We start from the raw sequence: 12,947 nt of genomic DNA, 5'->3' as shown, positions 1-12,947 counted from the left end.
TACGTCGACCTCGCGGCCGCCAAAGCCGATATCGACGCGCTGACCGTTGGTGTGTCGAGAGAACTTGCACCCAGCATTCGCCCCGCTCTACTGCATTGGGTCGTGGCACGCTTGAGGTGTGACTCGGCTTCCCTTACGTGCGCGACTGCTCACCGCGCTGGCGGGTGATCCGGACGGCACGCCTCCATGGGTGCGGGCGTTGGCCGACGGTCACGATGGTGGCTACTTCCCCGACGGCGGCGCTGTCTGGACGGTGCACGCCGGCACGGCGACTTTCGTCGCGGGCATCAGGGCTCTTCTCATCCAGGCGCTGCACCCGGGCGCCATGGCAGGGGTGCATGATTTCTCGCGTTATCGGGAGGACCCCGTGGGGCGCCTCTCCGGCACGGTACGTTGGATCATCTGCGTCACGTACGGGTCAACCGAGCAGGCTGACGCTGAGACGGCCCGCGTGAGCCGCCTTCATCAGAGGGTTGCCGGCACCTACTCGACGGATACAGGCCTCCGCACGTACTCGGCATCGGACGCGTCGCTCGTGGAATGGGTACACCTCGCCTTCACGGAAGCATTCCTTGGCGCCCATCAGCGCTGGGGCGGGCCGATCCCGGGCGGGGCCGACGCGTATGTGCGCGAGTGGGCGCAAGCGGGTCGACTGATGCGCGTACTCGATCCCCCGGAGACCGAGGCCGAACTGAGGTCGCGGATGGATGCGTACCTCGACCGCGGCGAGCTCAAGTACGACGCGCGCGTGGCCGACATCGTGCAGTTCCTTCGTGACGTCCCCTTCACCGGATCGATGCGACTCGCCTATCGCGTGCTGTTCGCCGCCGCTGTGGCGAGTCTGCCCCGGCGATATCGCAAGCTGCTCGGTCTGCGACGAACCGTCCTTCCTGTCGTCACTTCGACCCGAGCGGTGCTCGCCATCTCATCCCGGGCCCTCGGATCGGGCCCACGCGCCCAAGACTTCGCCCGCCGACGACATCAGCGACTACAGCACGAAATCGGGGCGGGAACTACTGCCATCGAATAGAACGCCGGCTCGGAAGAGGATCCCTCTGGCCCACGCCCTCTCTCGGGTCGAGAGGCCTGTTCGCTCACTCCCGGTGGCGGAATCCCGGTGGGCGGGGCGTCGGAACACGCAGGTCAGCGGGACATGTCTGAGCGGTCCCGCATTCGCCGGATGCCCGAGATCCGTCGTACGTTTGGACCGTGACTACTTGCGCTGTCAGAGGATGCGACGCCGAGGCCGAAGCGAAGTTCCGCTGGCCGACGACGGTGGGCTACGTGCTGTTCGACGTGTGCGGCCCGCATAAGGCGTGGCTCGACGAGCACCCGGATGAGGTGACCTCGGCGTGGACGCTCGACCGCACCGGCCGCGAGCTCGTCCTCAGCGAAGCCGCGTAGGACGATACGATCCCGGTGTGAAGATCGGGATGGTGCCGGACGCGAGGCGCGGCATGACACGGAGAGGCGATCCCGCCGGCCCGTGATCCGCCCGTCCTCCTTCGCCCGATCCAGGGGAGGAGGTGGATGCATGGACCATCGGCTTCCGGCCACCGGTGACGTGATCACCGCGACCGTGACGAAGACCCTGCCGTTCGGTGTCCTCGTGGAGAGCGCCGACGTGCCGGGTCTCGTGCGTGGCGCGCAGCGCGCGCCCGGTGCGGAACTCAGTGTGCGCGTGCTCGAGTACGACAGTGAGCAGCAGCGCTTCTCAGCCGAACTCGCCTGACTGATGGCGGTGTGGATGCGGGCCCCCGCATCCACACCGTCCATCACGCGGGATGACGGCTGTGGTCCTCGACGTCCGGCTCGGCGCGCAGGACGTCGGCGATCTCCTCCTCGGGACGGGGAGCGACGTTCTCGTCCTCCTCGAGCTCCGGCACGGTGGGCTCGTCGGGCGCCGGCACGTGGTCGAGTCCGTGGGCGATGTGCTCGCTCGACATGATGGCTCCTCTCGGAGGTGGCACCTTCACCGTACTGCGCGCAGTCTCCCGTCGGGTCAGCCCTGGGCGATGCGGCGCGCGCGTTCGAACGGCCAGCGCACGCGAGTCGCCTGCTCGCAGTAGTCCCAGAGCCGCGCGCCGAGCTCCGGGCTGCGGGTCAGCTTGGTCGCGTGGCCACGCTTCGGCTCGCCCTTGACGAGGGATGCGGGTCCCCAGAACTCGCCGGAGGCGATCGCGGGGTCGATCAGTGCCCGCACGAGCGGCCACGCGCCGTGCTCCTTGGACTGGGCGATCCAGCCCTGCAGGTTGTCGGCGAACCGGCCGCCGAGCGACGGCTCGTTCACCCCGCGGACTCCGGGGGTGCGCCCGCTGAGCGAATAGCCGGGGTGGGCGACCACGCTGCCCACCGGAAGACCCGCGAGCCGGAGCCGGCGGTCCGCCTCGAGGCCCAGCACCGTCGTCGCGACCTTGGACTGCACATAGGCCCGCCACGGCGAATAGTCGTCCTCGAGCTCCGGGTCCACCGGGTCGTACGGGGAGATCATCGTGGACATGCTGCCGACCCAGACCATCCGGCCGCGTGTCGCCGCGAGCGCGGTCAGCACCTCGCCGCACAGCGCGTAGTGGCCGAGCGCGTTGGTGGCGAAGACGACCTCGTGGCCGTCCATCGTCTCCTCGCGGCGCTTCGGCGGATGCACGGTACCGGCGTTCAGCAGCACGCCGTCGATGCGTCCGCCCGTGCGGGCGGTCGCCGCGGCGGCCCGCACGGACCCCAGGTTGCTCGTGTCCAGCAGCAGGGTCTCGACGGCGCCGAGAGGGTGCGTGCGCGGGACGTGCGCATCCACCCGCACCCGACGCTCGACGGCCGCCCGCGCTGCGGCCAGGCGGTTCGGATTGCGGCCCGTCATGACCACGCGCGCGCCGGCTCGCACCAGCTGCTCCGAGGCGAAGTAGCCGAGGCCTGCATTCGACCCCGTCACGAGATAGCGGCGCCCCGCGAGGTCGGGCAGACGAGCCGGGTCCCACTCGTCATCGTGTCGGGTCACTCCTGACACGATAGCCGCCGAGCGCGTCTGACACGCCTGGGTAGGCTGGCCGCATGCGTTCCCGTGCGGACATCGAATGCTGGCTCACCGACATGGACGGCGTCCTCGTCCACGAGAACGACGCGCTGCCCGGCGCCGCCGAGCTCCTCGCGCAGTGGGAGGCCGCGGACACGCCGTACCTCGTGCTGACGAACAACTCGATCTTCACCGCGCGCGACCTCTCGGCGAGGCTGCGCGCATCCGGGCTGCACGTGCCGGAGGACCGGATCTGGACGTCGGCGCTGGCCACCGCGGACTTCCTGGAGTCGCAGCTTCCCGGCGGCTCCGCATTCGTCATCGGCGAGGCCGGCATCCTCACGGCGCTCCACGAGTCGGGCTTCATCATGACCGAGATGGACCCCGACTTCGTCGTCGTCGGCGAGACCCGCAACTACTCGTTCGAAGCGATCACGAAGGCCATCCGTCTGATCGACGCGGGTGCGCGCTTCATCGTGACGAATCCGGATGCGACGGGCCCGAGCGCCGAGGGTCCGCTGCCGGCGACCGGTGCGATCGCCGCGCTCATCACCAAGGCGACGGGCAAGGATCCCTACGTGGTCGGCAAGCCGAACCCCATGATGTTCCGCTCGGCGCTCAACAAGATCGGCGCGCACTCCGAGAACACGGCGATGATCGGCGACCGCATGGACACCGACATCGTCGCGGGAATCGAAGCGGGTCTTCACACCGTGCTGGTGCTCAGCGGCATCAGCGACCGCGCCGAGATCGAGCGCTATCCGTTCCGCCCTGACGAGGTCGTCGACTCGGTCGCGGCCCTCATCGCCGGCGACTGATACCGAGCGCGCGCATGGCGAAGATGGATGACGCGCCCCGCGTGCACGTCGAGACCGTCGACGACTGGCGCACCTGGCTGCACGCGCACAGCGCATCGAGCGACGGCGCCTGGCTGGTGGTGTGGCGGCCTGCCACCGGGCGTTCCCGTATCGACTACGAGGACGCGGTGCTCGAAGCGCTGTGCGTCGGATGGATCGACGGCCAGGCCAAGCCCCTGGACGACGAGCGGTCGATGCTGTGGTTCGCGCCGCGCTCGCCGAACTCGGCGTGGGCCGGCACGAACAAGGCCCGCGTCGCCATGCTGGTCGCGGAGGGCCGGATGCGCCCGGCCGGGCAGCGGCTCATCGACCTCGCGCAGGCGAATGGCATGTGGACGGTGCTCGACGGTCCCGAGGCCGGCATCGAACCGCCCGACCTCACCGCCGCGCTCGATGCCGATCCTGCCGCCCGGATGCAGTGGGATGCGTGGACCCCCGGCGTGCGCAAGGCGGCCTTGTCGGCGATCGCTCTCGCCAAGAAGCCCGAGACCCGCCGTGCGCGCATCGCGCGGATTGCGGCCGACGCGGCGGCGGGCCGCAAGCCCGCCTGAGCCGCGCCCAGCCGCCGAGCCTCCCCGCGGGCAGCGGGTCAGCGGGCCACGATGTCAGCGGGCCACAACGGCCTCGGCATCCACCCGACCGAGCTTGTCGGGGTTCGCGATCGAGTAGATGCGCGTCACGCGCCCGTCCTCGACGGTCAGGCTGACGACGCCGACGAGCCGACCGTCGAGCTCCATCCGGATGCCCGGCTGCCCGTTCAGCCACATCGCCGAGGCCACGAAGGTGCCCGGGGTCTTCTCCATGCCGCCGACGAGGTAGCGGGCGAGGCGCAGGGCGCCGACGACCGGGTGGCGCGCCGCGCCGCGGACCTTGCCGCCGCCGTCCGCGACCGAGACGACGTCGGGCGCGAGCACATCCATGAGCCCCTGCAGGTCGCCCGAATTGAGCGCGGAGACGAGGCGCTCGACGACCTCCTCGAGCTCCGACGGCACGACATGGATGCGTGGACGCCGCGCGGCGACATGGTCTTTCGCCCGGTGCGCGATCTGCCGCACCGCCGCCGGGGTCTTGCCCACGGCATCCGCGATCTCGTCGTACGGCACGTCGAACACCTCGCGCAGCACGAACACCGCCCGCTCGGACGGTCCGAGCGTCTCGAGCACCGTGAGCATCGCGATAGACAGGCTCTCGGCGAGCTCGACGTCCTCGGCCACATCGGGGCTCGTCAGCAGCGGCTCGGGGAGCCACTCGCCGACATAGTCCTCGCGGCGCCGCGACACCGACCGCAGGTGATTCAGCGCCTGGCGCGTCACGATGCGGACGAGGTACGCCCGCGGGTCGCGCACCTCGTCGCGGTCGGCGGCCGCCCAGCGCAGCCAGGACTCCTGCAGCACATCCTCCGCGTCCTCGGCCGAGCCGAGCATCTCGTACGCGACGGTGAACAGCAGGCCCCGGTGCTCGACGAACGGGTCGTCGACCTGAGCGATGCTCATGATCGCGAGCCTACGCGGCGGCATCCACGACAGGGCGCGTCGAGAGGGGCGGCAGTCCGCAGGAATCCGCGAACTGCTCCGAGCGGATGCCGAGCGCCACGTTCGTGCGCGCCGTCATGTTCATGAAGCCGACGCGCGAGGCCAGCTCGACCAGCGCGGCCGGGCCGAGATCGGCCAGCAGCGCGTCGGACAGCTCGTCCGTCACGGCGGGCGGGGTCTGGCTCGCGGCCTCGGCGTACTCCATGACCCGACGCTCGAGCGACGTGAAGACCGTCGCCTCTCGCCAGCGCGGCACCTCGCGGATCTTCGCCTCGTCGAGTCCGTGGTTGTGCGCCATGAAGTAGTTGAAGTCGAGGCAGAAGCTGCAGCCGATGGTCGCGGCGGACGCCATGGCGGCGTAGGTCGCGAGATTCGGGTCGAGCTCGCGCCAGCCCTCGACCTTGCGGCCGATGCTCATCGAGTCCTTCATGACGGCGCGGTGGTTCCACAGCGCGCCGATCGAGTCGGGCACGCGGCCGATCATCTTGCGTGCGGCCACCTTGATGAGGGCGCCGTACATGCCGGTGACCTCGGCCGCGGGGATGCGGGTGCTCATGTCTTCCTCCGGTGTATCCGTGTCGATGAGACTTTCCTTCGACATGAAGACACCGGCCGGCGCCGGCATGTGACACCTCGACGAGCTCGGTGACCGATTCCCTACTGCGGGGCGAGGCCCAGATCGTCGAGATCGATCGCCGCCAGCCACCGGAGGCCCTCGGCCTCGACGGCAGCCTGCGCGCCCGTCTTGCGGTCGACGATGACCGCGACGGCGACAGGCTCCGCCCCCTCGCGGCGCAGGGCCTCGACGGCCTTCAATGCAGACTGCCCCGTGGTGGAGGTGTCCTCGACCACGACGACACGCTTGCCGGCGACATCCGCGCCCTCGATCTGACGGCCACGGCCGTGATCCTTCGGCTCCTTGCGCACGACGAACGCGTCGAGGGGACGGCCGGCGCGCACCGACTCGTGCATGACGGAGTTGGCGATCGGATCCGCACCGAGGGTGAGGCCGCCGACCGCGACGACGCCATCCACGTCGCGGATCAGATCGAGCATGATGCGGCCGATCGCCGGCGCGGCCCGGTGATCGAGCGTCAGGCGCCGCATGTCGACGTAGTACGTCGCCTTCTTGCCGCTCGAGAGGGTGAAATCGCCGTGGAAGACGGCCTCGTCGTTGATGAGACCGATGAGGGCCTGGCGGTCGGCTTCGAGCTCGGGCGTGCTGGCGGCAGTCATGCCGACGAGTCTACGGATGCGCCGCATCCTGCACGGATTCGTAAGAACGGGCGATGTTTCACGACGTTCCGGCGTCTTATGCCGGTCCCGCCGCCGGGGCTCCCCTACAGTCTGGATCTGAGGGCGGCAGCGAGCCTGACGTCGGGATCGAAGCATCCACAAGTTCCGTAATGTGAAATTTGTATTCCATATCATGGCAGATGCTCCCCTATACTCAACTGACTCATCCACCCCGCAGCAAGGGAGGCAGCTATGCGCATCGGCATCGTCGCGGAGCGCACGGGAGAGACCCGTGTGTCCGCGACTCCGGAGACCGTCGCCAAGATCCGCGGCCTGGGCTACGACGTCGTCGTCGAGCAGGGCGCAGGCGCGGCATCATCGTTCCCCGACACGGCCTACGAGGCCGCCGACGCCGTCATCGTCGACGGCGACACGGCGTGGTCGTCGGATGTCGTGCTGAAGGTCGACGCGCCGACGCGCGAGGAGATCGCCCGTCTGAAGGACGGCGCGACGGTCGTGGGCCTGTTGAGCCCGGCACTGAAGCCGGAGCTGCTCGCGGCGCTCGCGCAGCGGGACCTCACGGCTCTGGCGATGGATGCGGTGCCCCGCATCTCGCGGGCGCAGTCGATGGATGTGCTCTCGTCGATGGCGAACATCTCCGGGTACCGCGCAGTGGTGGAGGCGGCGAACGAGTTCGGCCGGTTCTTCACCGGACAGGTGACCGCGGCCGGCAAGGTGCCGCCCGCGAAGGTCCTCGTGGCCGGGGCAGGCGTCGCGGGGCTCGCCGCGATCGGCGCGGCATCGAGTCTGGGCGCCGTGGTCCGCGCGACCGACCCGCGTCCCGAGGTCGCGGATCAGGTGCGGTCGATCGGCGGCGAGTACCTCCCGGTGGATGTCGCGGTCGAGCAGTCCACCGACGGGTACGCGAAGGCGACGAGCGAGGCGTACGACCGGCGGGCGGCGGAGATCTACTCCGAGCAGGCGGCCGACGTCGACATCATCATCACGACGGCGCTGATCCCGGGGCGCGCGGCGCCCCGGTTGATCACGGCGGCGGACGTGGCGTCCATGAAGCCGGGCTCCGTGATCGTCGACATGGCGGCGGGGCAGGGCGGCAACGTCGAGGGCTCGGTCGCCGGGGAGCGCACCGTCACGGCGAACGGCGTGATCATCCTCGGCTACACGGACCTCGCCGGCCGGCTGCCCGCGCAGGCGTCCCAGCTGTACGGCACGAACCTGCTGAACCTGCTGAAGCTGCTCACGCCCGACAAGGACGGGCAGCTCACGATCGACGTCGACGACGTCGTGCAGCGCGCGGTGACGGTCGTGCAGCACGGTGCCGTGACGTGGCCGCCCCCGCCCGTGCAGGTGTCGGCCGCCCCGCTCGCGAAGGCGCCCACGGAGGTCGCACCGCCGAAGCCGAAGCGCACGCTGTCGGCCGGCGCGAAGACGGGCCTGATCGCCCTGGGCATCGCGGCCCTGTTCGCGGTCTGCGCGTTCGCGCCACCGCCCTTGCCGCAGCACTTCCTCGTGCTCACCCTCGCGGTCGTGGTCGGGTTCTACGTCATCGGGCACGTGGCGCACGCGCTGCACACCCCGCTGATGAGCGTGACGAACGCGATCTCGGGCATCATCGTGGTCGGCGCGATGCTGCAGATCGTCGCCCCGTCGCTGATCGTGCAGATCATCGCCGCGGTCGCCGTGCTGCTGGCATCCATCAACGTGTTCGGCGGCTTCGCCGTCACCCGGCGCATGCTCGCCATGTTCACGAAGGCGGGTGACCGATGACCGCCATCGACATCGCCTCAGCCGTCGCGACCGCCGCGTACGTGGTCGCCGGTCTGCTGTTCATCATGAGCCTCGCCGGGCTCAGCAAGCACGAGTCCGCCCGCCTCGGCGTGACCTACGGCATCACCGGCATGACCATCGCCCTGCTCGCGACGGTCTGGCTCGTCGTCGTCGGCGCGTGGGGGCAGCCGCAGGCCACCCTCGGCTTCACGCTCCTCGTCGTCGCGGTGCTCGTCGGCGCGGTGATCGGCCTCTGGCGGGCACGGGTCGTCGAGATGACCGCGATGCCGCAGCTGATCGCCCTCTTCCACTCCTTCGTGGGACTGGCGGCGGTGCTCGTCGGCTGGAACGGCGCGCTCTACACGGTCGGCGTCCCCCCGAACCTGGAAGGCATCCACCACGCCGAGGTGTTCATCGGCGTGTTCATCGGCGCGGTGACCTTCACCGGCTCGATCGTCGCGTTCCTCAAGCTCTCCGCGCGGATCTCGTCGCGGCCGCTCATGCTGCCCGGCAAGAACATCCTCAACGTCGGCGCTCTCGTCGTCTTCGTCGCACTCACCGTCTGGTACGTGATCACGCCGGAGCTCTGGCTGCTGATCGTCGTCACGATCCTCGCGCTCGCCCTCGGGTGGCACCTGGTCGCCTCGATCGGCGGCGGCGACATGCCCGTCGTCGTCTCCATGCTCAACAGCTACTCCGGATGGGCGGCCGCCGCGGCCGGATTCCTGCTCAACAACGACCTGCTCATCGTCACCGGTGCGCTCGTCGGGTCGTCCGGTGCGTACCTGTCGTACATCATGTGCAAGGCCATGAATCGGTCCTTCCTCTCGGTCATCGCCGGCGGGTTCGGCATCGAAGCGCCGAAGAAGGACGACGAGGATCATGGCGAGCACCGCGAGATCGACGCCGAAAGCGCCGCGGAGATGCTCGCCGGCGCATCCTCCGTCGTCATCACCCCCGGCTACGGGATGGCCGTCGCCCAGGCGCAGTACCCCGTCGCCGAACTCGCCAAGCAGCTGCGGGAGCGCGGCGTCGATGTCCGCTTCGGCATCCACCCGGTCGCCGGACGTCTGCCCGGGCACATGAACGTGCTCCTCGCCGAGGCCAAGGTGCCCTACGACATCGTCCTGGAGATGGACGAGATCAACGACGACCTGGCGTCGACGTCGGTCGTGCTCGTCATCGGCGCGAACGACACCGTCAACCCCGCCGCCGCCGAGGATCCCGGCTCGCCGATCGCCGGCATGCCGGTGCTGCGGGTGTGGGAGGCCGAGAACGTCATCGTCTTCAAGCGGTCGATGGCCTCCGGCTACGCCGGCGTCGCCAACCCCCTCTTCTGGAGGGAGAACACCCAGATGCTCTTCGGCGACGCGAAGGATCGGGTGGAGGACATCCTCAAGGCCCTCTGACCCAGCCCCGGCCGCCCCGGGGCGGCTCTGCCCCGCGTCTCCCGCTCGGCCTGCCGCCCTGCGCAACGTTCGGGATTCAGTCTCCTCGAGTCGAGCGGCTGCCCCCGCCTGCGGAAACGCGCCGGTGAGCACGCATCCCCGGCCGTTGCAGACTGAATCCCGAACGCCGCGACCGGGGGAACACGTCGGCGGGGCAGGGGCGGAGGCGGCTCCCCCTCCCGTGGCCGGCTCTGCCCGCCGGGGCGGGACCGGATCCGGCGGGCTGCCTCGCGCAACGTTCGGGATTCAGTCTCCTCGAGTCGAGCGGCTGCCCCCGCCTGCGGAATCGCGCCGGTGAGCACGCGCCCCCGGCCGTTGCAGACTGAATCCCGAACGCCGCGACCGGGGGGGCAGGGGCGGGCGGGGCAGCGGCGGCCGGCGGGGCAGGGCGGGCAAGGGCGGCCGGGGGGTGGGAACGAGCCCGGGGACGTCGGCGGCGCCGAATAGGCTGGATGCCATGCGCCTGGCCACCTGGAACGTGAACTCGATCCGCGCCCGCGTCGAGCGGACCGTCGCCTTCGCCGTGCGCGAGCACATCGACGTGCTCGCCATGCAGGAGATCAAGTGCACCCCCGAGCAGTTCCCTTACGCGGAGTTCGAGGAGGCGGGCTACTTCGTATCCGCGCACGGGTTCAACCAGTGGAACGGCGTCGCGATCGCGAGCCGCGAGCCGATCACCGATGTCGAGCACGCCTTCCCCGGCATGCCCGGCTTCGCCAAAGGCCACAACGGGCCGGATGCGCCGCAGGAGGCGCGCGCGATCGGCGCGACGATCGGCGGGGTCAAGGTGTGGAGCCTCTACGTCCCCAACGGGCGCTCGCTGAACGATCCGCACTACTTCTACAAGCTCGACTGGCTGTCGGCCCTCGCCGACTACACGCGCTCCACGCTCGAGGCGAACCCCGACCTGCCGATGGCGCTCGTCGGCGACTACAACATCGCCCCCACGGATGAGGACAACGGCGACCCCACGGTCGTCGTCGGCGCCACGACCCACGTGTCGCCGCCCGAGCGCGAGGCCTTCGCGGCCCTCGAGCAGGCGGGGCTGAAGGATGTCGTCCGTCCGCTCGTGCCGACCGGCTTCACCTACTGGGACTACAAGCAGCTGCGCTTCCCGCGCAACGAGGGCATGCGCATCGACTTCATCCTCGGCTCGCACCGCCTCGCCGACAACGTGACCGGCGCCCAGATCCACCGCAACGAGCGCAAGGGCGAGATCCCGAGCGACCACGTCCCGGTCGTCGTCGACCTCGACCTCACGGGTCCCGACGACGACGACCGGCCGATGGTGTTCTGACTCAGGTCATGTCGCCGGTCGTCGGGCGGCCGGCGGGGGCGTAGCGCAGCTCGACCACTCCGGTCGGTCCCGGCACGGGCTCACCGACCAGCGACAGCCGCAACGGCGCCGCACCGTTCGGGAACACCTTCTTGCCCTCGCCCAGCACGATCGGGTACGTCCACAGCACGAGTTCGTCGTAGAGCTCCTCCGCGAGCAGCGTCTGAACGAGGTCGACGCTCCCGATGACGTGGATGTCCTGGTGCTGCTCGCGCAGCCGCGCCGCCTCGGCCGCGAGATCGGTGCCGAGCAGGCTCGATCCGCGCCACTCCAGCGACGGGTTGCCGCGCGACGCGACGTACTTCGGGATCTCGTTGAACTTCCGCCCGATGAAGCCCATGTCTCCGTCGGCGTGATGCGGCCAGTAGGCGGCGAAGATGTCGTAGGTGCGGCGGCCGAGCAGCAGGGCGTCGAGACCGCGGATGCCGTCGCCGATGCGCTGCCCGATCACCGGGTCTTCGAACGGCGCCTGCCATCCGCCCCACGGGAATCCACCTGAGGTGTCCTCTTCTGGACCCCCCGGAGCCTGAGCGACGCCGTCGAGCGTGACGAACAGATCGATGGTGATGCGACCGGTCATTTCCTACTCCTTCTCACTCCGCCCGGCGGGCGGATCGGTGGACGGCACGGTGGGGATCGAGAACACGGCGGCGAAGCGCTCCAGCAGGGTGGCTTCGCCGGAGATGACGGTGAGGATGCCGGCATCCATCGCCTCGGTCGGGGTCATCGTGCCGGCGATGACGTGGCGGATGTCGGCATCCGCCGCGAAGACGAGGTCGGGTTCGCCGGCCGGAGGCTCTCCGCCCACCGGCGGTGCCGGCGGAGCCAGCTGGGCGATCCGCAGCTGACGCCCGTCGACCTGCACGCGCAGCGCGACCGGGCCGATGCGGACCTCGACATCCAGGGGTTCGAGGGTGGCGGCCACGTCGGGCTGGAACGCGGTGCGCAGGGCCATCGTGAACGACGCCGGGGTGACGATGTCGTCAGGGCCTGGCTCGCCCATGCGCCGGAAGCCCCAGCGGCCGAGCGCGAGCACGATCGGCTCGAGCTCGCGCCCGTACGCCGTCAGCTCGTAGACGAGGCCGCAGTTGTGCAGCGGCACGCGGCGCACGACACCGCCCTCCTGCAGCTCCTTGAGCCGGGCGGTGAGGATGTTGGTCGGGATGCGGGGCAGCCCCTGCCGCAGGTCGGTGAACCGCCGGGGCCCGACGAGCAGGTCGCGGACGATGAGCAGTGCCCAGCGCTCCCCGATGAGGTCGACCGCTGTCGTGACCCCGCAGTACTGCCCGTAGCTGCGTGCGGCCACTACGCCTGCGCGGCCACAGGCGCCTCGGCTCCGGCCTCCACGCCCTCGGGAGCCATGTAGAGGAACCCGAGGTTGTTGCCGTCGGGGTCGTCGAGATCGCGCGAGTACATGAAGCCGTAGTCCTGCGCGGGCTTCGGCTCGGTGCCACCGTGGGCGAGTCCCGCCGCGATGACGGCGTCGACGTCTTCGCGCGAGTCGCGGCTGAAGTTCAGCGAGACCTGCACGGTCTCCTTCGGGTCGGCGATGGGCTTGTCAGTGAACGTCGCGAAGAACTCGCGCGTGATCAGCATGAAGAAGACGTTGTCGTCCCAGGCGACGCAGACGCCGTTGTCGTCGCTCAACTCCGGCTTGAACGTCGCGCCGAGCGCGAGGTAGAACGCCTTGCTCCGCTCGAGGTCGCTGATGGGGAGGCTGATGAAGAGGTTCGTGGACATGAC

The 12,947-nt window shown here is 69.9% G+C and carries 16 protein-coding genes; 8 read left to right on the top strand and 8 right to left on the bottom strand.

Features of this window, described 5'->3' with window-relative positions; all coding sequences use genetic code 11:
• Nucleotides 1-118 precede the first annotated feature (118 nt).
• From SM116_RS02865 to SM116_RS02855, 3 genes are all read left to right on the top strand, one after another.
• Nucleotides 119-1,030 (top strand): oxygenase MpaB family protein, encoded by a 912-nt coding sequence (locus SM116_RS02865; RefSeq protein WP_320942955.1) that lies wholly within the window; start codon nt 119-121, stop codon nt 1,028-1,030.
• A gap of 179 nt (nt 1,031-1,209) precedes the next feature.
• Nucleotides 1,210-1,404 (top strand): hypothetical protein, encoded by a 195-nt coding sequence (locus SM116_RS02860; RefSeq protein WP_320942954.1) that lies wholly within the window; start codon nt 1,210-1,212, stop codon nt 1,402-1,404.
• Between the two features lie 130 nt (nt 1,405-1,534).
• Nucleotides 1,535-1,732, top strand: a complete 198-nt coding sequence (locus SM116_RS02855; RefSeq protein WP_320942953.1) for a hypothetical protein — start codon at nt 1,535-1,537, stop codon at nt 1,730-1,732.
• Nucleotides 1,733-1,775: 43 nt separating this feature from the next.
• On the opposite strand, the gene SM116_RS02850 is transcribed toward SM116_RS02855, so the two are convergent.
• Nucleotides 1,776-1,946 (bottom strand): hypothetical protein, encoded by a 171-nt coding sequence (locus SM116_RS02850; protein ID WP_320942952.1) that lies wholly within the window; start codon nt 1,944-1,946, stop codon nt 1,776-1,778.
• 56 nt (nt 1,947-2,002) lie between these two features.
• Complete coding sequence (locus tag SM116_RS02845) at nt 2,003-2,992, bottom strand: SDR family NAD(P)-dependent oxidoreductase (protein ID WP_320942951.1); 990 nt, start codon at nt 2,990-2,992, stop codon at nt 2,003-2,005.
• A gap of 53 nt (nt 2,993-3,045) precedes the next feature.
• Between SM116_RS02845 and SM116_RS02840 the strand changes: the two genes are divergently transcribed.
• Together SM116_RS02840 and SM116_RS02835 are read left to right on the top strand one after the other, a co-directional pair.
• The gene (locus SM116_RS02840; RefSeq protein ID WP_320942950.1) at nt 3,046-3,825 is read left to right on the top strand and encodes an HAD-IIA family hydrolase; all 780 of its coding nucleotides are present in this window, start codon (nt 3,046-3,048) and stop codon (nt 3,823-3,825) included.
• A gap of 14 nt (nt 3,826-3,839) precedes the next feature.
• Nucleotides 3,840-4,415, top strand: coding sequence for a YdeI/OmpD-associated family protein (locus SM116_RS02835; RefSeq protein WP_320942949.1), 576 nt, complete (start codon nt 3,840-3,842; stop codon nt 4,413-4,415).
• Nucleotides 4,416-4,469: 54 nt separating this feature from the next.
• On the opposite strand, the gene SM116_RS02830 is transcribed toward SM116_RS02835, so the two are convergent.
• The 3 genes from SM116_RS02830 to pyrE form a co-directional block, all read right to left on the bottom strand.
• On the bottom strand, nt 4,470-5,357 hold the full coding sequence (locus SM116_RS02830; RefSeq protein WP_320942948.1) for an RNA polymerase sigma-70 factor: 888 nt from the start codon (nt 5,355-5,357) through the stop codon (nt 4,470-4,472).
• A 10-nt stretch (nt 5,358-5,367) separates the two neighbouring features.
• Nucleotides 5,368-5,952 (bottom strand): carboxymuconolactone decarboxylase family protein, encoded by a 585-nt coding sequence (locus SM116_RS02825; RefSeq protein WP_320942947.1) that lies wholly within the window; start codon nt 5,950-5,952, stop codon nt 5,368-5,370.
• Between the two features lie 101 nt (nt 5,953-6,053).
• A complete protein-coding gene (gene pyrE, locus SM116_RS02820) occupies nt 6,054-6,632 on the bottom strand; it encodes an orotate phosphoribosyltransferase (RefSeq protein WP_320942946.1) in 579 nt (192 codons plus the stop codon).
• Between the two features lie 252 nt (nt 6,633-6,884).
• Here pyrE and SM116_RS02815 point away from each other — a divergent pair, with 252 nt between their 5' ends.
• The 3 genes from SM116_RS02815 (at nt 6,885) to SM116_RS02805 (ending at nt 11,165) form a co-directional block, all read left to right on the top strand.
• Nucleotides 6,885-8,420, top strand: coding sequence for a Re/Si-specific NAD(P)(+) transhydrogenase subunit alpha (locus SM116_RS02815; RefSeq protein ID WP_320942945.1), 1,536 nt, complete (start codon nt 6,885-6,887; stop codon nt 8,418-8,420).
• Nucleotides 8,417-9,829 (top strand): Re/Si-specific NAD(P)(+) transhydrogenase subunit beta, encoded by a 1,413-nt coding sequence (gene pntB, locus SM116_RS02810; RefSeq protein WP_320942944.1) that lies wholly within the window; start codon nt 8,417-8,419, stop codon nt 9,827-9,829. Before SM116_RS02815 ends, pntB begins: the two co-directional genes overlap by 4 nt.
• A gap of 496 nt (nt 9,830-10,325) precedes the next feature.
• Nucleotides 10,326-11,165: an exodeoxyribonuclease III gene (locus tag SM116_RS02805; RefSeq protein ID WP_320942943.1), complete on the top strand. Its 840-nt coding sequence runs from the start codon at nt 10,326-10,328 to the stop codon at nt 11,163-11,165.
• Nucleotide 11,166: 1 nt separating this feature from the next.
• Here the strand turns inward: SM116_RS02805 and SM116_RS02800 are convergent, their stop codons facing one another.
• Genes SM116_RS02800 through SM116_RS02790 form a run of 3 tightly spaced genes read right to left on the bottom strand, consistent with a single transcriptional unit; the run spans nt 11,167 to nt 12,944 of the window.
• Nucleotides 11,167-11,784: a dihydrofolate reductase family protein gene (locus SM116_RS02800; RefSeq protein WP_320942942.1), complete on the bottom strand. Its 618-nt coding sequence runs from the start codon at nt 11,782-11,784 to the stop codon at nt 11,167-11,169.
• Between the two features lie 3 nt (nt 11,785-11,787).
• Nucleotides 11,788-12,510: a winged helix-turn-helix transcriptional regulator gene (locus tag SM116_RS02795; RefSeq protein ID WP_320942941.1), complete on the bottom strand. Its 723-nt coding sequence runs from the start codon at nt 12,508-12,510 to the stop codon at nt 11,788-11,790.
• Nucleotides 12,510-12,944, bottom strand: coding sequence for a VOC family protein (locus SM116_RS02790; RefSeq protein ID WP_320942940.1), 435 nt, complete (start codon nt 12,942-12,944; stop codon nt 12,510-12,512). Before SM116_RS02790 ends, SM116_RS02795 begins: the two co-directional genes overlap by 1 nt.
• Nucleotides 12,945-12,947: the final 3 nt, after the last annotated feature.

Source organism: Microbacterium rhizosphaerae, from assembly GCF_034120055.1.
GTDB classification, from domain to species: Bacteria; Actinomycetota; Actinomycetes; order Actinomycetales; family Microbacteriaceae; genus Microbacterium; species Microbacterium rhizosphaerae.
Note: the sequence above shows the minus strand (reverse complement) of the source record. Positions and strands in the feature narration are given on the sequence as shown.